The sequence below is a fragment of the Dyadobacter sp. BE31 genome, assembly GCF_031457695.1.
In the GTDB taxonomy this organism is placed as follows: Bacteria; Bacteroidota; Bacteroidia; order Cytophagales; family Spirosomataceae; genus Dyadobacter.
The window spans coordinates 148541-168166 of the sequence record NZ_JAVDXA010000008.1; the positions used below are offsets into that span (position 1 = coordinate 148541).

Below are 19626 nucleotides of genomic sequence, written 5' to 3' on the forward strand. Positions count from 1 at the left end.
CAAGCGTGCTCACACACCGGCAGGCGAAGGCGCTCGTCTCGCGTGCTTCCGCTGCGGCCACGCGTAGAGCCAGCACGCCGCCACCACGACTAAGGTTAGGGGAATTAATTGGCCATAGCGCACCATAGCGGCAGTCAGGACGGTCATGGACAACAACATGGCAGGGTGTGCCATATAATGCAGGCCTGTTCTGATCCAGCGAATCGGCGACTCCTTTGCATTCCCGGCACAGGGGCTCATTTGCCTATTAAAATCCAGCAGCGTCAGCCATTTGACGAGCACGCTGCTGTGCAAACGGTTATCGCAAGCCAGTCGCTGCGGCCATGTGAGCAGCGAACCGTAGGCGGTAACAAGCGCAAAGAGAAACGGCCCGAATGTCATGTGCATTAACAATACCATAGGTAAATGCAAAACAAGCGCCAAGAGCATGGCATAAATGACGGTTGCCCGGCGGAGCAGGAGGATAGCGATACTGATTTGCAATACAATAACCCCGATCCCCATCATCTGGGACAAAAAGCCACGCGGGAACATCCCGGCGGCTTTTATGTAGGATGGTATCTGATGTTTGGTCACCAAAAGGGTTTCCATACTGGCGCCGGTCCACCAATCGGGATCGAAAACCTTGTTCAGGTCGGCGCCGAGGTACAGTACCGCAAGCTGAAAGCGGATCAGGCTCGTGCCTGTGACATGGTTGCTAAGCGCGGTGCACAGGAACACGCAACCTGTAAAAAGGTGGGCCACGGAGATGCATATCTGGCAGGAAAGCAGCCCGGTGACAAATGCCAGCCCGACACCCAGCGCGCCAATACGCACAAAACGCGAAAACAGGAGCAAACCGATGCTGCTCAGGAACAGCAGCCTGACGCCGAGATTGAACTGCTCGTCGGTACCAAGTTGGTCCAGCAATTCAATAAGCGGATAGAACCTGCCGCCGCCCTGGTTGCCATTGAAAGGGAATTCTCCCGTCAAAAGCAGATAGATAGCCAGCATTCGCACTGCGAGCACGAGCTCCGGAACGACGGCCTTTCCCATAACATAGAAAGGATTAAGATGGCGCATAGAGCTCAGCGACTGGCTTTCCACAGATAGGTTTGTTCCGGTGCCCCGTTCCGGCGATAGGAGATCCTGACGCTGTCGGGATGGGCGGAGGCCTGTGCTTCCACCGAATTGACGAGCCGCCTGATGTTACCCGGCGCGTGGGCCTCCCAGTGGGTTTGAGCTAACCCGTAACGGGCCTCGACGGCCTGCTGGTCCCAGGTAACGCCGTTCTCGAAAGCGTCGATCCGGTAGAAAACCTGCGTGGTATGCGGCGCCCAGGAGATCGTCCGGGTGTCCTGCATGAGTTCGTACAGTGTGTTAATGACTTGGGCCGACAGAAAGAGGATTCCGGGAAGCCATTTTTTGAAAGATAATGAAGTCATGAGTGCGCGATAGATTTACGGATCATAGTGCTATTGAGGGTTGCCGTATTTTTTTGTAAAAGTTAATGAAAAGAGTATTAACCAAAATATTTAATCATTTGATTAAATATTTTGGTTAAACCGAAAATCGCATTTACCTTTGAAGCATCAAACGGAAATTGACTGATGGCGAAAGCAAAAAAGGCGGAGTTGGATCTGAGCACGGAAGAGAAGATCAAGGAAGCGGCGAGCATTGTATTCACCAAAAAGGGGTATGGCAATGCACGCACGAGAGATATTGCCGAGGAGGCGGGTATTAACCTGGCGCTGCTGAACTACTATTTCCGCAGCAAGGAGAAGCTATTCCAGATTGTAATGGCAGAGCGGATCGACAAGCTGTTCGGCGTACTCGGCCCGGTGCTAAACGACGAGTCGACGACGTTGGAGGAGAAGCTGGAAAAGATCACCGAGAGCTACATTAATATGCTACTCGAACATCCCGACCTGCCGATTTTTGTGCTGAGCGAAATCCGCAACAACCCCGAGCAGCTTTCAAACCGTTTTCAGGCCCGGAAGCATCTCACCGAATCGGTCTTTATCAAACAGCTGATGACGCGCAGAAGTGATATTAACCCATTTCATTTTCTGATGAACCTGTTGGGAATGAACCTGTTCCCGTTTGTAGCAAAGCCGGTGCTCCAACCTATCCTGGGCAATGAAGAAATGTACAGGCAGCTGATGGAGCAGCGTAAAAAGCTGGTTCCGGCATGGATGAAGCTGATATTGGATCAGGGTTAGCAGCCCTATTTTTTTGCATAGAAATTAATCAAATGATTAAATAAATCGAATAAATAAAATGATTAATGGATTTAGAATCGCAATACTAATCAGTGTATTGGCATTGACAGCCATGCATTTGCGTGCGCAGGATGGGCCGCTGACGATCCGGGAGGCTTACCAGCTGGCCCGGAAGAACTACCCGATGATCCGGCAGCAGGGGCTGATCGAAAAGACGCGAGATTACTCGGTGAGCAATGCTGCGAAGGGCTATCTGCCGCAATTCACCGTGCAGGGGCAGGCCACCTACCAATCGGCCGTGACGGAATTTAAACTGCCTGTTTCCCTCCCGGGCGTCGAATTCCCGAGCATTAGCAAAGACCAGTACAAGGTTTATGGCGAAGTAAACCAGACGATTTACGACGGAGGCAATGTTCGTACGCACGTACGCTCGCATGAGGCGAATGCGCAAGTGGAATCGCAGAAACTGGAAGTGGAACTGTACAAGCTTAATGAGCGGGTGAACCAGCTGTTTTTCGGCGTATTAATGCTTGATGAGCAGCTGAAACAGAACGATTTGCTGAAAAAGGATATCAATCTGGGTATTCGCAAAGTACAGGCGCTGATCGACAACGGGACCGCATTCAAAAGCAATGCAAACACCCTGAAAGCGGAACTGCTGAAAGCCGACCAGCGTGCCATCGACTTGAATGCGAGCCGTAAAGCGTACCTCGAAATGCTTGGAATGCTGATAGCGCAGCCGCTGAGCGGCTCGGCGGTGCTGGAAAAGCCGGCGAACCTGACGGCAGGAAGCGATATTAACCGGCCGGAGCTCAAATTGTACGACGCCCAAAACCGCAGTCTGGATGTTCAATCACAGCTGCTGGATGTTCGTAACCGCCCGAAACTCAACTTTTTTTTCCAGGGAGGTTACGGCCGGCCCGCGTTGAATATCCTCAGCAATGGCTTCGATCCTTATTACATTACCGGGCTGCGGCTGAACTGGTCGCTTTCAGGATTATACACCATTAAGAAAGACCGTGAGCTGATCCGCAACAACCGGGACGCCATTCAGCTTCAAAAGGAGACATTTCTTTTTAATACCAATCTGGCGGCCAAACAGCAAAACGCAGAGCTCGACCGTTTCAGCCAGCTGCTGCAGACGGACGATGAGATTATTACGCTCCGCGAAAGCATCAAAACCACAGCCGCCGCTCAGCTCGAAAACGGTGTAATCAACACCAACGACTTCCTGCGCGAAGTGAATGCCGAAGATCAGGCGCGATTGAACAAGATCCTGCACGGCATTCAGCTGCTGATGGCGCAGTATAGCCTGGATAACACCCTGGGAACCAACATTGAATAAGCATTTAAATACAAGCACATGAAAACCTATTCTTATCTGATCATATTGGCTGCGGCGATGGCGGCCTGCAATGGAAAAGAGAACCCATATGACGCTTCCGGGACATTCGAGGCTGTGGAAACAATCGTGTCCGCCGAGGCAACCGGCCGCATTATGGCGTTGAACCTGGAAGAAGGCCAGGAACTCAAAGCCGGGCAGACCGTGGGTTATATCGATAGTTTACAATTGTCGCTGCGCAAAAAGCAGCTCGAAGCGCAGATCAGGGCTACCGGTAGCCGCGTGCCCGACATTGCGGCGCAGACAAACGTTTACAAACAGCAAATAGCCGTGTCGCAGGTGCGCCTCGATAATCTGCTGCACGAGCAAAAGCGTGTTCAGAGTCTGTTGAAAGCCGATGCGGCAACGCCTAAGCAGCTGGACGATATCAATGCACAGGTGGAAGAATTGCAAAAGCAACTGGACGTGATCCGTAAACAGGATGCAGCGCAAACATCGGTTTTGAAAACACAAACCTCCGGCCTGCGGGCGGACGTGCAGCCATTAGTTGTCCAAATCGAGCAGATTAATGATCAGCTCGCCAAAACGAAGATTGTCAACGAAGTGAATGGCACCGTGCTAACGAAGTATGCGGAGGCCAATGAAGTTGCGGTGGCGGGAAAGCCTTTGTACAAAATCGCTGACCTCTCCACAATCATCCTGCGTGCCTACGTGACGGGTGACCAGCTGACGGGTATCAAGTTGTATCAGCAGGTTAAAGTGCTCGTGGACAGCGCAGGGGGGCAGTACCGTGAGTTGCCGGGGACGATCGAGTGGATCAGCAACAAGGCGGAGTTCACGCCCAAGACCATTCAGACCAAAGATGAACGTGCGAACCTGGTTTACGCGGTGAAGATCAGGATGAAGAATGACGGGTATTTGAAAATAGGCATGTATGGCGAAGTCGCATTGAAATAATGGAAGCGGTTGTTGTCAAAAATCTGGTCAAAACTTACGGTAAGGAAACGACCGTGGCAGTGGACGATGTGTCGTTTTCGGTGGACAAGGGAGAGCTTTTCGGGTTGATAGGACCCGATGGTGCAGGCAAAACCAGCATTTTTAGGATGCTGACCACTTTGCTGCTGCCGGATAGCGGCTCAGCGACAGTCGACGGGCACGATATCGTGAAGGATTTCAGGCAGATACGAAGTTCGGTAGGGTATATGCCGGGTAAATTTTCGCTTTACCAGGACCTTACTATTGAAGAAAACCTGCATTTCTTCGCCACCGTCTTTGGCACGACGATCGAGGACAATTATCATTTGATCAAAGACATTTACGTGCAGATCGAGCCATTTAAAAACCGGCGTGCAGGAAAGTTGTCGGGCGGGATGAAGCAGAAACTGGCATTGTGCTGTGCATTGATACACAAACCCACCACATTGTTTCTGGACGAACCTACCACGGGAGTCGACCCAGTTTCGCGGAAAGAGTTTTGGGAAATGCTCCGGAGGCTGAAAGAACAGAATATCACGATCCTCGTTTCGACGCCCTACATGGACGAAGCCTCTCTTTGCGACCGCATTGCACTCATCCAGGGAGGAAAAATATTGTCCATCGACACGCCACAGGGCATCGTAAACAGCTATCCCGACCCGTTGCTGGCCATTAAAGCCAACGAAATGTATCAATTACTGAAAGCGCTCGAAGGGTATCCGGGCATTCTGAACAGCTACGCTTTCGGCGAGTACGCGCATGCAACGCTGCGCGACGCGCATACGGACCCGTACGCATTGGAGGCGTACCTGAGGGAGCGCGGGCTTACGGGTGTGGAACTGAAAGAGGCGGAGGTGACGATAGAGGATTCATTTATCAAATTATTACATTAAAACCGCCATGATGCAGGACGACAAAGTGATAGTCTGCGAGAAGCTTACCAAGCGGTTCGGAGACTTTGTAGCTACCAACGAGATTACATTCGACGTACATAAAGGGGAAATCTTTGGTTTCCTCGGCGCAAATGGTGCCGGCAAAACCACTGCCATGCGCATGCTATGCGGCCTTTCCGCTCCCAGCTCGGGTAAGGCGATTATTGCGGGCTATGATGTGTACACCCAAACCGAGCAGATTAAGAGGAATATCGGCTACATGAGCCAGAAGTTTTCACTTTATGAAAACCTCACGGTGCTGGAAAACATCGAGTTTTTCGGGGGAATTTATGGTCTTTCCGATGAGCGTATCAAATCCAAAACAGAAGAATTGCTTCAACGGCTTGGATTGAAAAGCGAGGCAAACAAGCTGGTGGGCTCGCTGCCATTGGGCTGGAAGCAGAAGCTGTCTTTTTCGGTAGCTGTGTTGCATGAGCCCAAAATCGTGTTTCTCGACGAGCCTACCGGTGGCGTGGACCCTGTGACCCGGCGGCAGTTTTGGGATATGATTTACGAAGCGGCCCATAGCGGCATTACCGTTTTCGTGACCACGCATTATATGGACGAGGCAGAGTACTGTAACCGTATATCCATCATGGTGGATGGCAAAATGGAAGTCCTCGACACGCCGACAAACCTGAAAAACAGCTTTCACGCGCGGTCGATGGACGAGGTGTTTTATCAGCTCGCGCGCGGCGCAAAAAGAGGGGATTAGTTATGAAACAGTTTCTCGCGTTTGTCAGAAAGGAATTTTACCACGTGCTCCGCGACCGCCGCACGCTGCTGATCCTGTTTGGGATGCCCATTGCGCAGATATTGATCTTTGGCTTTGCATTGACCAACGAAGTGAAGGATTCCGAAATCCTGGTGGTGGATTATGCCAAAGATAATGCCTCGCAGGAGCTGCTCACGAAGATCGGTTCGAGCCGGTATTTCAACATCCGACAGGCAGCACTGAGCCATAACGAGATATTGGGCACCTTTCAGAAGGGTAAGATCAAGGCTGTGGTGGTGTTTCCGGCCAATTTCAATGAGGATTTGCTGCACCACAACAAGGCCCAGATCCAGATCATTACCGACGCCAGTGATGTGAATACGGCGAACATGGTCACCAATTACCTGTCGTCGATTATCATGGATTACCAGAACCAGCTCAATCAGAACCTGGAAATTCCTTACCGCATTACACCCGAGGTGCGAATGCTTTATAACCCGCAGCTCAAAGGCGCTCACGGTTTCGTACCGGGCGTGATGGCGCTGGTACTGCTGCTGGTTTCGGTAATGATGACCGCGATTTCTATCGTCCGCGAAAAGGAGACAGGTACGATGGAGATCCTGCTCGTATCGCCATTCAAGCCGGTGCTCGTGATTTTTGCCAAGGCATTTCCCTACCTCGCATTGTCGCTCGTGAACGTGACGGCGATTTTGCTGCTCAGTGTTTTTGTGCTGGACTTGCCGGTGAAAGGAAGTGTAGCACTGCTATTCGCGGAAAGCACATTGTTTATCATCACTTGTCTGGCGCTGGGTATTTTCATATCCATTAAAACCTCCTCCCAACAAATCGCTATGCTTATCTCACTGATGGGTATGCTGTTGCCGACGATGATGTTCAGCGGATTTCTGTTCCCGATCGAGAACATGCCTGTACCGCTGCAGGTGATTTCCAACATTGTGCCTTCCAAGTGGTTTTACATTATCGTCAAATCAATCATGATCAAAGGGTTAGGGTTGGCGGCGCTTTGGAAAGAGACGCTGATTCTGTTCGGTATGACCGTGTTTCTGCTGCTGGTGAGTTTGAAAAGCTTTAAAATCCGTTTGCAATGAGGACATTAAGATTTCTGTTACGCAAAGAATTCAGGCAGATTTTCAGAGATAAGGCCATTGTGGCGATGATCTTTTTTATGCCGATGGTACAGCTGATATTGATGCCGCTCGCAGCCGACTATGAGGTCAGGAACATCAATTTATCGGTGGTCGATCATGATAAATCGTCCTATTCTCAAAAGCTGATTTCTAAAATTGTAGCATCCGGCTACTTCCGGCTTACGGGTTATAATGCGTCGTTCAAAGAAGCATTCGGCCTGATCGAATCCGATAAGGCCGACCTGATCCTCGAAATCCCGCACGATTTTGAAAGAAACCTGATCCGGGAAGATCACGAGAAGCTTTTTGTGGCGGTGAATGCGATTAACGGTACCAAAGCGAGCCTGGGAGGGTCTTATTTGGGGAGTATTATCGGGGATTTTAATGCGGATATCCGGATGCAGCTTGTTACTCCGCCGCGGTTCAGTCAGTTTCCGGTCATCGATGTGGTGGCTTCCAACTGGTTCAACCCGGTTTTGAATTACAAAGTGTTCATCGTGCCGGGCATTCTGGCGATCCTGGTTACAATGGTGGGCGGCTTTTTGTCGGCATTGAACATCGTACGGGAAAAGGAGATCGGGACGATTGAGCAGATCAACGTGACGCCGATCAGGAAGCACATTTTTATATTGGGGAAACTAATCCCCTTTTGGGTGCTGGCAAATATCGTTTTCACGATCGGCCTGCTGGTAGCGCGGTTTGTGTACGGGATTGTGCCGGTAGGAAGCTTGCTGACGCTCTATGCATTTATTTCCGTGTATTTGCTGGCTGTTTTGGGTTTTGGTTTGCTGGTATCGACGTTTTGTGATACCCAGCAGCAGGCCATGTTCATCATGTTCTTTTTCATGATGCTGTTCATCCTGCTGGGAGGGCTGTTTACGTCGATCGACAGCATGCCCGAATGGGCCAAGCTGATCACGCGCGTCAATCCGGTGCGTTACATGATCGAGGTCATGCGAATGGTCATACTCAAAGGCAGCAGCTTTGCGGATGTATTACCGCACGTCGGGGTAGTTGCATTAATGGCAGTGATTCTTAATGGCTGGGCCATTCTGAATTATAAGAAGACGAATTGAGTTATTGACCGCCGACCGCCGCGTTTTTGGCCTTCGGCCGACCATGGACCATCGACCGCGGACCATTATTTGAATATTCGATGCAATGAAGATTCATGATCTATTTGTCCATGGTCCATGGTCTATGGTCAGCGGTCCTTGGGCGGCGGTCAGCCGTCAGCGGTCGACCGAAGCCCATCAATCCATCTCCACCATCGCCTTAATAACCCCATTCGCCGGGTCGAGCCAGCTTTCGAATTCATCCTTTACCTGCCCGAATGCTACACGGTGGGTGATGTATGTTTTCGGATCTACCAGACCGTTTTTCATGCTATGGATCACATGTTCAAAATCGGCGCGGGTGGCGTTTCGGCTGCTCATCAATGTCGCCTCGCGCTTGTGGAATTCGGGGTGGCTGAATGCGATTTCGCCTTTTTGAAGACCTACCAGCACATATTTTCCTCCATGGGCCAAGTACGCGAATGCAGTGTTAATGGCACGTAAATTACCGGTCGCGTCGATGACAACGGTGGGCATATCGCCGTTTGTGATTTCCGCCAGGCGTTCTCCGGCATTTTCATGAAGGCCATTGATGGTGTGCGCTACGCCGAGGCGCTCACGGCAGAATGCCAGGCGCTGGTCGTTGATATCCAGGGCGATCACCTTTCCACCGGCGATGCGCGCGAATTCCATGGTTCCCAAGCCAATAGGCCCTGCTCCGACGACGAGTACGAACTCATCCTTACGTACATCCGCGCGGCGCACGCCATGCGCGCCTATTGCGAGCGGCTCCACGAGCGCGAGCTCATCGAAACTGAGTCCGTCGCCGTGCACAAGCGAGTAGGAAGGGACGGAGAGGTATTCCACCATCCCGCCGTCGATATGCACGCCCGACACTTTCAGGCTGGTGCAGCAGTTGGGACGGCCATTTCGGCAGGCAACGCATTTGCCGCAGTTGAAATACGGGACGAACGTTACTGCTTCGCCTTTTACAAAACCCGGCGCATCGGTTTCTACGATCTCGCCGGCCAGTTCATGACCGAGTATCCTTGGGTAGTGAAAGAAAGGCTGTGTGCCCTCATAGGCGTGCAAGTCAGTTCCGCAAATGCCTATTCTTTTAATTTTCAGTATGGTATGTCCCGGGGTGGCTACCGGCGCCTCGGCTTGTTCGTAGGAGAACGAGCCGGGCGTGGTACAAACGAGTATTTCCATTGATCGGTATCAGGAATTGGCCAGTGCGCGATCGAGGTGGACATAGCCGCCGTCGACATAAATGAGCTGTCCGGTAGTATGGCTGGATCTCTCCGAAAGCAGGAAAACGGTCATGTTCGCGATTTCTTCGGCGGTTGTCATGCGGTTTTCCAATGGGATATTCGCCGTGATCGCCGCCAGTTTCTCTTGTGGGTTAGGCAGGGTTTCGATCCATTTTTCGTAGAGCGGCGTCCAGCATTCGGCAACGATCACCGAGTTCACGCGAATGCCGTATTTGAGCAGTTCTACCGCCCACTCGCGGGTCAATGCATTGCGCCCGCCGTTGGAAGCGGCATAAGCCGACGTTCCGCCCTGGCCGGTGTCCGCGGTTTTGGAACTGATATTCACGATGGAGCCTTTGGAAGCTTTCAAAGCCGGCAATGCGTAATGTGCCATCAGGTAGTAATGCACTACGTTTTTGTGCAAAGAGGCGATAAAGCCTTCGTAGGTACCGTTTTCAAGCCCCACACCGTCATTTACCCCGGCATTGTTGACCAGACCGTCAATCCGGCCATATTTTTCCAAAACAGCATTGACTGCCTTTTCGGATGCCTCAGGCTGGGTAAGTTCGGCCGCTACCTGAAAAGATTCCTTACCTGCCGCCGCCAGCGCGTCGACTACCTTTTGGTTATCTTCCGCGTTTCGGCCTACGATCACGGGAATCGCACCTTCGGATGCCAGCACATGTACGATGCCCTCACCGATACCTTTGGCACCGCCGGTCACGATGACCACCTTATTTTGAAGTTTTAAATCCATTATGATTAATATAAAAACTTATAAATGAATAGCTTATCTGTCAATGCGACGTGCTTAGCGTCACACTTTTCACGGAGCTGTTACGGATCGCGAAGTATAGTACTACGAGAAAACACACCGCAGGGACTATGTAAGCTGTTTGAATGGACGAAATATCCGATACTTGCCCCATAATTACCGGGAAAAACGCACCACCCACGATCGACATGATCACGAGCGATGAGCCGATTTTGGTTTTTTCACCCAATCCGCGGATACTCAATGCGAAGATCGTCGGGAACATGATCGACATGAAGAATTCGACGCCTACCAATGCGTAAACCGAGAACATGCCGTCGGTAAGTACTGCAATGATGAGCAAAACGATATTGGCAACGCTGTAAATCGCCAGCAAGCGGGGAGGAGCTACAAAACGCATCAGGTAAGTACCAATAAACCGGCCGATCATAAATGCCAGCAACGCACCGGAAAGCAGATATGCAGCCGTTTTTTCATCGATACCAGCCACATGGTCGGCGAAACGGATAAAGAAGCTACTGATACACACCTGCGCACCCACGTAGAAGAACTGCGCTGTGGTACCCAGGATCAGGTTCTTCTCGCCCCAGATCGAGCCGCTCGGTTTTTGATCTGCTACTTCTTCTTCCTCCTTGATTTCAGGCAACGAAGTACGCCAGATCATCACCGCTACGAACAGTACGACCAATCCGATCAGTATAAATGGGATCTGTACCGATGAGGCTTCCTCATTCAGATAGGCATTCAACTGGTCGGGCGACATGGCCTGGTGCTCGGCTTCGCTGAGCGTTTTACCGGAAAGGATGAATTTGCCGCCCATTAATGGTGCCAGAAACGCTGCCAGGCCATTAAATGACTGGGCAAAATTGAGTCTTTGTGTAGCCGATTCGGGATCGCCGAGCACGGTAATGTAAGGGTTGGCCGCGGTTTCGAGCATCGTCAACCCGCTCGCGATCACAAACAATGCAAACAGGAAGAACCCGAAATGCCGCATTTCGGCCGCGGGATAAAAGAGAAACGACCCGGTGGCAAAAAGCAGCAATCCAAAGGCGATACCCGCTTTGTATCCATACTTTTTCATGAAAAGCCCCGCGGGCAATGCGATCAGGAAGTAGGCAATGTAGGAAGCGGAGTCGATCAGCGCTGATTGGAAGTCGCTGAGCTGACAGGCTTTTTTTAAATGCGGGATCAGGATCGGGTTGAGATTAAGGGCAAAGCCCCATAGAAAAAACAGTGACGTGATGAGGATGACAGCCAGCCGCGTCTTACGATCGGTCATAAAGGTTAAAAATTAATAGATGCAGGAACGGCTGTAAAGTAAAACAAAACAATGCAAAGGAATTCTATTTTTTTAGGGGGAAATACTTCTTTGCCCCATAAATATTCCGATACATTGTTTTGCAAAGGCTGGATTTCAGATGTTCAGTTGCCGTTGGACTTCGTCCTTTTTCCTGCGAGATACCTCAATGCGCGAGCCGTCGGAGAGGATGATGAATTCGTTGTTGTTACTGATCCGGATGATATGGTCGAGGTTGACCAGGTGGGATTTATGGGTCCGGATGAAACGGAACTTGGCCAGCATATCCTCGAAATGTTTTAGCGTTTTGCTCGCGATGAACGGCCGTTTGTTGATCAGGTGAATGATCGTGTAGTTCCGGTCGGCTTCCAGGCGAAGGATTTCATGCACCAAAAAGAAGAAAACGCCCTCGCTTGAAGGAACCGCCAGCCGGAAATCCTTCACATCCCGCTTGTCGATATTGGCGGCCAGGTTTTCGAACAGCATTTTGCGCTGCCGCGAACTCTCGTTTTTCGTGTTGTGCCGCTTCACGGCCTCTTTCAGATCTTCCGGACTAATGGGTTTCAACAGATAGTCCAGCGCACTGAACCGGATCGCCTGGATGGCGTACTGGTTGTGGGCCGTAATGAAGATCACGTCGAAATCGGGGTTGTTGGGGAGCTGTAAAAAGTCGAACCCGTTCTGGTGGGGCATCTCTATGTCGAGAAAGACCAGATCGGGCTGATAGAATTCCAGTACGCCCCTGGCTTCTTCCACGGATGCGGCAGTTCGTACCTCGTTGATTTCGGGCACAAAGCTGATGATAAGCTGGTGCAAAACATTGCGGGCTCTTGGCTCGTCGTCGATGATCAGCGCTTTTATCATAGTGGGTATGGTGTTAAAATACCTTGTGAATGCAGCTCACCCGGCTGCGATTTTTTCACAAAGTATGATAACGGGCACAACCGAGCTTATTCCAATGTCCGTATGGTACCAAACGGTTATTGAAAGGAACGACAGCGCCAAACCAACCCGATTTTGAGTGCTTTTGAAGGTGATTTTAGTGGGCTTGCCCTTCGTAGCCGACGGGCTTTTTCTGGAAGCTGTAAATCAGGTAAAAAAGCGCAGGCAGTATCAGAATGCTACCGAGCAGCAGCGCCCACGCCAGCGCCTCGATCGTTTTCTCCTGGCCGGCGTGCTCGGTGAGCGACAAATAGCCGCCGCCTTTGAGAATAACGATGTTGGGAAAGTGCCGGAAAGTCGTGGTAAGGAGGATCATCGTCACCTGGAAACCCGCCAGCGGCCGCAGCAGGCTGATTTTTCCCTGGTAGAGCAAAGTCCACATCCAGATTAGCGAGAGTGTAGCCGAGAGAATGGCAATGCGGCCGATCCAGTTTCCGAAAACCCAGTCGAACAGCGGGATATGCTCGAACCACGCGGCAGCAAACACCAATGCCCCGCAGACAACCGCCGCGATATTGAAAAACTGCGCTTTATGTGCAAACCGTAGCCGCTCATGCTCGACATCCGTTTCGCCGATCAGGTAAACCGATGCCAGGAAGCCGCAAATAGATACAGTGAACAGCCCAACTGTGACCGAAAACCAATGCAACCAGCTGAAAATATAGGCATCCAGGAAGGAATCGGCCTGTGGATCGATATGTCCGGATACTGCGCTGCCGGCGATGATACCCAGAAAGAGCGGCGTTGTGAAACTGGAAATCGCAAAGATGGTATTGTAGAGATGCTGCATATCGTCTACCACGGCGTCATAATGCCGGAACGTGAAGGCCGTTCCCCGAGCAATAATACCGATCAGCATGATGGTTAGCGGAATATGCAGGTTTACCGACATGGTTGAATAAATCACCGGAAACCCGACGAACAGGATCACAATCGCGATGATCAGCCACATGTGATTGGCTTCCCAGATAGGCCCAATGGCAGAGTACAACGTTTTGCGGGTAACCTGCTTGTTTTTCTGCGAGGTAAAAAGTTCGATAATCCCCGCGCCAAAATCCGCCCCGCCCAGCAGCAGGTACAACAGGATCGACGCCCAGAGGTATGTGATGACGATGTAAAGCATTTTAATTTTGAATGATTGAATGAGTGAATGATTGAATGAGTGAATGGTCAGGTGTTGTCAAGAATGGTCAAGTGTTGTGAGAAATGGATCGTCGGGTGTTATGTTTTAACTGGTTCCTGACAATTTCATGACAACTCATGACATCATTCGATCATCGCTCCGGCTACCCGCTCGGTCATTCAATCATGCGAAATTGCCCTCATTCACACATTGACCCATCACTCATTAAACATCGTACAACTCCCCAACCATTTTAATCTGCCGGTAGAGCATGAATACTACAAATGCGGCCAGTGAGGCGTAAATGGCGGTGAAAAGATAAAATGAATAGGCGATGCCGGGCATGGGAGTAACGGCATCGGCGGTGCGCATGATGCCGTAAATGATCCACGGTTGGCGGCCCACTTCGGTCACAGTCCAGCCGGCTTCAACGGCTATGAAACCCAGCGGAGTCGCTATGGCGAACAATTTCAAAAGCCAGGGCTCCTGCAACCACTTTCGTTTTTTCCATAATGCTGTAAAATAGAGTACCGAAACGAGCATCATGGCCATACCCATCCCAACCATGATCTGGAATGCATAATGCGTCACCGCGACCGGCGGATGGTTTTCCTCCGGAATACGGTCGAGACCCGTTACTTCTGCCGTGAAATCACCGTGCGCGAGAAAGCTCAGGAAACCCGGCAGCTTGATCGCGAAGTCGACCTTTTTTTCTGTCTCATTGGGAATGCCCCCCACGATCAGAGACGCCGATTTTTCGGTATGGAAATGTGCCTCCATCGCTGCCAGCTTTGCAGGTTGCCGGATTGCCACATCCTTGGCGGAAATATCACCGCTCAATGGTTGCACGAGCGCTGCTGCGCAGCCGAATACTGCGGCGATCGTAAACGATTTGGTATGGAAAAGTACATTGTTCCCACGCAGGATCATCAGCGCGTGTACACCCGCCACTGCGAAGCCCGTGGCCGCGAATGCGGCGATCGTCATGTGCAGCGCCTGCGAAAACCACGCTTCGTTGAACATCGCCGCAATGGGGTCTATGTTAAGGTATTGTCCATTCAAATGTTCGAAACCCGCCGGACTGTTCATCCACGCATTGGCGGCCACTACGAGAATCCCCGACGCGAGCCCGCTCACACCCACGACTACCCCCGTGAACCAATGGAACCACGGATTGAACCGGTCCCAGCCATAAAGAAAAAAACCCAATGCGATCGCTTCAATAAAAAATGCCGTTCCTTCCAGGGAAAACGGCATCCCGAAAATCGGCCCGGCGTGTTTCATAAACTCCGGCCATAAAAGCCCGAGTTCGAACGAAAGCACCGTACCCGATACCGCACCGGTTGCGAAGAAAATGGCAACGCCCTTGCTCCAAGCTTTGGTAACGTTTTTATAGACAATCTGGCCGGTTTTGAGATAGTAGTAGTGGGCAACCGCCATAAAGAACGGCATAACCATTCCGATGCAGGAAAATATAATGTGAAAGCCCAGGGAAAGGGCCATTTGGGATCTGGCGGCTATGAAGTCGTTCATGGGAATAGATTTACTGAAAAAATACCTTTTTCCGGGTTAGGAACAGCTGCCAAAGGGTATTTCAAAACTAGTCAAGACTTTCTAGAAGAACCATCATTTGCACTAAAATGATCGGGTTTTTGGCCTTTTTTTATCAAAATGTTTCAAGCGTTAAAAATAACCATGAACAGGGTGAAAAAAATCATTGCCATACTGCTATTGCTGGCCGGCGGCACCAGCGCGCAATTTCAACAACCATGGCTGATCGATGCCCGGCATATCCGGGTCGATACCCTGCTTTGGGACCTGAACGAGCTCAGCAAGGCCCCGCAGTCCCGCTGGCTCGATGACACCAGCGTCGTACGATCGCTATTGTACAAAAGCGTCGATTTCGAAGGAAAACCGACGGAGGTGTTTGCCTACTACTCCAATCCGGACATCGTTGCCGGTCGCCCCACGACGAACCAGAAGTTTCCTGGCCTGGTACTCATTCACGGTGGAGGGGGAAAGGCTTTTCGTGAATGGGTCGAGAAATGGGCAAATGAAGGTTATGCGGCCATTGCGATGGATCTGTCGGGTAATGGCGCGGACGGTAAGAAGATAGAGCAACCCGGGCCTGAGCAATCGAATGAAAACAAGTTTCAAAAGATCGAAAAAGGCAGTTTGAAAAATGTATGGACGTACCACGCCGTGGCGAGCGGCATTCTGGCGCATTCGTTATTGCTAAGTTTCCCGGAAGTAGATCCGCTGCGTACCGGTGTGACCGGCATTAGCTGGGGTGGCTACCTTACCTGCCTGGTGGCGAGCCTGGATAGCCGTTTCATTGCCGCCGCGCCGGTTTATGGCTGTGGTTTTTACGATGAATCCGATGTTTTCAAACAAAACCTGAATGCATTATCGCCATCGGCCAAAGGGCGTTGGATGAAGTTCTTTGACCCGTCGGCTTACCTGGCGTATTCCAAGCCATTTATGTTTTTTATTAATGGAAACAAGGATAAGCACTATAATGTGGGGCCTTACATGAAAACCTATGAGTTAAGTAAAAACAAACAGATCTGCATTATCCCGAACATGCCTCACAGCCATAAGGACGGTTGGGCGCCTGTTGAAATCCGTACCTTTTTCGATGGCGCATTAAATGGTAACCCTCGCCCGTTCGTGACGGCGAGTACCATTAGTTTGGATAAAAATCAGTTAACGGTGATCCTGAAACCTGTTGCAGGCAAGCAAGTAGCCTCCGCGGAGTTTTATTATACCAATGATCTTACCTCTGACAACGAGCACCGCGTATGGCAGCACAGCCCTGTGACGATCGATGAGGACACGCAAACGATCGTGCAACCCATCCCGAAAGAAGGCTATAAATATGCCTTTTTCTATTTGAAGGATACGGATGGGATTTCCGGGACGACGGTGTTTTTGAAAGACAGCAAACTCGAATAATATGGAAAACGAGGAGATCGAAAATCAGGAACTCGAAGACCAGTTATTGCTGGAAATTACGCAAGAGCGCGATAAAGGTGATACAATTTCCTATGACGAATTTTGCAAAGCAATGGGATGGAATAATCAAGATTCCTGATTCTTTTTTTCAGCCAGCCGCCGCTTCACAATATCCCCGGGATATTTCAACGCCAGCTCGCGAATATCATAAGTAAACTCTTTAAAAGTTTCTTCCCAAACCTCCGCTTCGCCTGGCTCGTATTCATAAAAGCCGTGTGAATTGAGTATCCCTTTGCCGCCTTCGCGCACGACCTTGTCGATCAGCTCGGGTACTTGGGTGCTGTTGTTGAGCGTGGGAAGGAGGTTTTTCATCACGGTATGGTAGGCCGGCACGCCGGTGAGGTCCATCCAGCGGAACACCCCGACGAGCGTCATGAAATACCCTGCATTGTTGCGGCAGGAGCGGTCGACGTCCTCAATGGTGGCATATCCATTCTCGACGAGGCTGATCGCCTCACGGTACATGGCGTACATCAGGCGGTTGGTGATAAAACCCGCAATGTCCTTCCGAACCAGAATAGGTTCCTTGCCCCACAAATGCGAGAGCTCGTACAGGTATTCCCCGTTTTGAATGTCTGTATCGTCGCCGCAGATGATTTCCAGGAATCGGGTCGTGTGCGCGGGCTCGGTCCAATGCAGGCCCAGGAACCGCGACGGGTGCTGTGTCAGTTTTTGGAGCTGACTGATCGGAATAGCCGAAGTGTTGCTGGTAAGCAGCGCGTCTGGTGCAATCTCTTTCTCGATCTTCTGATACACCGCATTCTTGATATCGATGTTCTCGATCGTGCATTCATTAACAAGCTTGCAGGGATAGAGTACTGAATAGTCTTCCGTAATGATCAGTTTCCGCAAATAATACTCCGGCTCGTTGTCGATGATCCCGTTTTGCCAGGCGTTCTGCAAATGTTCACGGATTCGGCGTTCGGCGTGATCGAGATCCGCAGGAATGGGGGCTACTGCCGCCACCGGGTGGCCGGCGATGAGCAGACAGGTTACGATGCTGCAACCCATTAAACCAAGACCAACTATGCCGACAGGGATTTCATTTGGATTCATTTCAGAAAACGGATTTAGGATTTAATGCAGGTAATATACTGTTAAAAACGTATCCCGGCAGCCGGTTACTACAAAAAAGCCCCGGAATCAACGATTCCGGGGCTTATATCGACCTGTGTCAGGATCTAGTTCGACCAGTTATTCACTTCACGTTCCACTTCTTCTCTGGTTTTACCGATCCTCTTCTGAATTTTTCCAAGAAGTTCATCTTCTTTTCCTTCTTCATAAAGCAGGTCGTCGTCGGTCAAGTCAGCGTATTGTTGCTTGAACTTTCCTTTGAGTTCGTTCCAGTTACCTTTAACTTGCTGTGTGAATGAGCTCATGATTGTGTGGTTTTAAGTTTGATAATGGCGCCTTTTCAAGCGCTTTATATACTATCATTTTAAAGAACCATTCCAACGCGCAAACCGGCTTGCTGGCCGCATTTGGCATTCATCACTGAGCAAAAATTTACACGGAACGTCCCAAAAGCGTGGCTAATTGCTTCCAATCAGCTTATCCAGGCGGACGATCCCCTGTACCATAGAGCGCACCGAGTGATAATTGACCTTCCACGAATGGCTCATGTGCTTCCAGATAGGCTCACCCTGGCGTGTCAACAGCGGCAGCCACTCGCCAACCGAATGGTGGATCATTTTATCAATTACGAAACGGTGGGTAGCGTCATAAGCTCTCAAATACTTTTCGTCGCCGTAAACCCGGTAAGCATCGAGCATACCGATAATAACTTCGGCTTGCTGCCAGAATTCCTTTTCGCGGTCGTACACCTCGCCTGAGTGAGAGCCTTCCACGTACACGCCCCCGAACTCCCAGTCGATACCATATTCCACCGCATGGTCGTAGGATGCCTTCAATTGGTCGTGGTATTCGTCATAAGGAATGCCGGCGATGTCGAGTGCGTGCATGAGCAGCCACGCAAACTCCACGTTGTGGCCATAGCTGGTGTTGTCTTCGGCAGCGCTCTTCACACCATCCTCGGTGAAACGGTCCCAACCCCAGATAATGTCAAATTTGATCTGAGGCGCCACAGTCCAGTCTTCCCAGAACTGCGGAATGCCCGTTTTGTATTGCGGGTGCATGATTTTGTTGATCAGCAAACGGATAATTTCAACGAGCTTACGGCGATGGACCTGCTTGCCTGACGCTTCATATAAGGTAGTGAATGCCTCCATGAGGTGCATGTGCGCATCGAGCGTTTTGCGGTCGCCGCCCGCCGCGCCGGGGCCTTTGAGGTCCCAGTTGCGGTGGAACATTTCAAAATAGCCGCCGTAATAGGTGTCTGCTCCGTGTTTTTGTAATAAATCAAAAACCTTTTCGGCATATTCGAGTCCGCGGGGATCGCCGGTGGCCAGTGTGTATTCAGCCAGACTGTAAATTGCGAAACTATGTCCGTAGACGATTTTTTCGTCGATTTTTACATTGCCCTTGCGGTCCATCAGCCAGTAAAACCCGCCATATTCATTGTCCCACATTTTGTTGATCAGAAAATCCACCCCGTGCCGTGCGATTTCGGCATAGCGGCCTTCGCCGTAACCTGCACGGTGCGCCGAAGAAAATGTATAAACCGTGCGCGTCTGTGCGATGAGCGACTTCTCGTCCTCGCCCGAATCGTTGCCTGCATTATCGAAATGGGTTATAAAGCCGCCATTTTCCTTGTCCACAGCGCGGTTTTCCCAAAAGGGGAGCAATTCGTTTGTCAAATGCTGGCGAATTTCCTCGCGGTAGCTTTTCAATTGATCTACATTCATTGGTCTAAAATATGGTCAGAGTTTTGAAATGGTTGTTGGATATACTTTC

At 50.7% G+C, this 19626-nt stretch carries 20 protein-coding genes; 9 read left to right on the plus strand and 11 right to left on the minus strand.

The features are described 5' to 3' along the window. Window positions 1–9: 9 nt before the first annotated feature. Both J2Y43_RS30575 and J2Y43_RS30580 read right to left on the minus strand, forming a co-directional pair. Window positions 10–1035: an HTTM domain-containing protein gene (locus tag J2Y43_RS30575; RefSeq protein WP_309991724.1), complete on the minus strand. Its 1026-nt coding sequence runs from the start codon at window positions 1033–1035 to the stop codon at window positions 10–12. A 32-nt stretch (window positions 1036–1067) separates the two neighbouring features. Further along, the gene (locus tag J2Y43_RS30580; protein ID WP_309991727.1) at window positions 1068–1424 is read right to left on the minus strand and encodes a hypothetical protein; all 357 of its coding nucleotides are present in this window, start codon (window positions 1422–1424) and stop codon (window positions 1068–1070) included. A 165-nt stretch (window positions 1425–1589) separates the two neighbouring features. On the opposite strand from J2Y43_RS30580, the gene J2Y43_RS30585 reads away from it, so the two are divergent. From J2Y43_RS30585 to J2Y43_RS30615, 7 genes are read left to right on the plus strand one after another with little or no spacing between them, the layout of a single operon-like run. Next, the gene (locus J2Y43_RS30585; protein WP_309991730.1) at window positions 1590–2201 is read left to right on the plus strand and encodes a TetR/AcrR family transcriptional regulator; all 612 of its coding nucleotides are present in this window, start codon (window positions 1590–1592) and stop codon (window positions 2199–2201) included. Window positions 2202–2259: 58 nt separating this feature from the next. Continuing rightward, window positions 2260–3546, plus strand: a complete 1287-nt coding sequence (locus J2Y43_RS30590) for a TolC family protein (RefSeq protein ID WP_309991732.1) — start codon at window positions 2260–2262, stop codon at window positions 3544–3546. An 18-nt stretch (window positions 3547–3564) separates the two neighbouring features. Next, window positions 3565–4500 carry an HlyD family efflux transporter periplasmic adaptor subunit gene (locus J2Y43_RS30595; protein ID WP_309991735.1) on the plus strand — a complete coding sequence of 312 codons (936 nt, stop codon included), beginning with the start codon at window positions 3565–3567 and terminating at the stop codon, window positions 4498–4500. Next, window positions 4500–5411, plus strand: coding sequence for an ABC transporter ATP-binding protein (locus J2Y43_RS30600; RefSeq protein ID WP_309991738.1), 912 nt, complete (start codon window positions 4500–4502; stop codon window positions 5409–5411). The genes J2Y43_RS30595 and J2Y43_RS30600 overlap by 1 nt, the downstream gene beginning before the upstream one ends. A gap of 7 nt (window positions 5412–5418) precedes the next feature. Further along, window positions 5419–6165 carry an ABC transporter ATP-binding protein gene (locus J2Y43_RS30605; protein WP_309991741.1) on the plus strand — a complete coding sequence of 249 codons (747 nt, stop codon included), beginning with the start codon at window positions 5419–5421 and terminating at the stop codon, window positions 6163–6165. 2 nt (window positions 6166–6167) lie between these two features. Continuing rightward, on the plus strand, window positions 6168–7274 hold the full coding sequence (locus tag J2Y43_RS30610) for an ABC transporter permease (protein ID WP_309991743.1): 1107 nt from the start codon (window positions 6168–6170) through the stop codon (window positions 7272–7274). Further along, entirely contained in the window at window positions 7271–8389 is a 1119-nt protein-coding gene (locus J2Y43_RS30615) for an ABC transporter permease (RefSeq protein WP_309991746.1), read from the plus strand. The genes J2Y43_RS30610 and J2Y43_RS30615 overlap by 4 nt, the downstream gene beginning before the upstream one ends. Before the next feature lie 177 nt (window positions 8390–8566). Here J2Y43_RS30615 and J2Y43_RS30620 read toward each other — a convergent pair whose 3' ends face one another. From J2Y43_RS30620 to J2Y43_RS30645, 6 genes are all read right to left on the minus strand, one after another. Beyond that, the gene (locus J2Y43_RS30620; protein ID WP_309991749.1) at window positions 8567–9580 is read right to left on the minus strand and encodes a zinc-binding alcohol dehydrogenase family protein; all 1014 of its coding nucleotides are present in this window, start codon (window positions 9578–9580) and stop codon (window positions 8567–8569) included. A gap of 9 nt (window positions 9581–9589) precedes the next feature. After that, on the minus strand, window positions 9590–10378 hold the full coding sequence (locus J2Y43_RS30625) for an SDR family oxidoreductase (RefSeq protein WP_309991752.1): 789 nt from the start codon (window positions 10376–10378) through the stop codon (window positions 9590–9592). A 40-nt stretch (window positions 10379–10418) separates the two neighbouring features. Next, window positions 10419–11675: an L-fucose:H+ symporter permease gene (gene fucP / locus J2Y43_RS30630; RefSeq protein ID WP_309991755.1), complete on the minus strand. Its 1257-nt coding sequence runs from the start codon at window positions 11673–11675 to the stop codon at window positions 10419–10421. A 135-nt stretch (window positions 11676–11810) separates the two neighbouring features. Next, window positions 11811–12557: a LytTR family DNA-binding domain-containing protein gene (locus J2Y43_RS30635; RefSeq protein ID WP_309991758.1), complete on the minus strand. Its 747-nt coding sequence runs from the start codon at window positions 12555–12557 to the stop codon at window positions 11811–11813. Between the two features lie 175 nt (window positions 12558–12732). Next, window positions 12733–13758 carry a cytochrome d ubiquinol oxidase subunit II gene (locus J2Y43_RS30640; protein WP_309991761.1) on the minus strand — a complete coding sequence of 342 codons (1026 nt, stop codon included), beginning with the start codon at window positions 13756–13758 and terminating at the stop codon, window positions 12733–12735. Window positions 13759–13983: 225 nt separating this feature from the next. Further along, complete coding sequence (locus J2Y43_RS30645; protein WP_309991764.1) at window positions 13984–15291, minus strand: cytochrome ubiquinol oxidase subunit I; 1308 nt, start codon at window positions 15289–15291, stop codon at window positions 13984–13986. Between the two features lie 171 nt (window positions 15292–15462). Here J2Y43_RS30645 and J2Y43_RS30650 point away from each other — a divergent pair, with 171 nt between their 5' ends. Further along, the gene (locus tag J2Y43_RS30650; RefSeq protein ID WP_309991766.1) at window positions 15463–16713 is read left to right on the plus strand and encodes an alpha/beta fold hydrolase; all 1251 of its coding nucleotides are present in this window, start codon (window positions 15463–15465) and stop codon (window positions 16711–16713) included. Window position 16714: 1 nt separating this feature from the next. Then, window positions 16715–16852, plus strand: a complete 138-nt coding sequence (locus J2Y43_RS30655; protein ID WP_309991769.1) for a hypothetical protein — start codon at window positions 16715–16717, stop codon at window positions 16850–16852. Here the strand turns inward: J2Y43_RS30655 and J2Y43_RS30660 are convergent. The 3 genes from J2Y43_RS30660 to J2Y43_RS30670 form a co-directional block, all read right to left on the minus strand. After that, window positions 16840–17829 (minus strand): 3-hydroxyacyl-CoA dehydrogenase family protein, encoded by a 990-nt coding sequence (locus J2Y43_RS30660; protein WP_309991772.1) that lies wholly within the window; start codon window positions 17827–17829, stop codon window positions 16840–16842. The genes J2Y43_RS30655 and J2Y43_RS30660 overlap by 13 nt on opposite strands. 125 nt (window positions 17830–17954) lie before the next feature. Further along, window positions 17955–18152 carry a CsbD family protein gene (locus tag J2Y43_RS30665; protein ID WP_223408664.1) on the minus strand — a complete coding sequence of 66 codons (198 nt, stop codon included), beginning with the start codon at window positions 18150–18152 and terminating at the stop codon, window positions 17955–17957. A 153-nt stretch (window positions 18153–18305) separates the two neighbouring features. Further along, the gene (locus J2Y43_RS30670) at window positions 18306–19577 is read right to left on the minus strand and encodes an AGE family epimerase/isomerase (RefSeq protein WP_309991775.1); all 1272 of its coding nucleotides are present in this window, start codon (window positions 19575–19577) and stop codon (window positions 18306–18308) included. Between the last annotated feature and the right edge of the window lie 49 nt (window positions 19578–19626).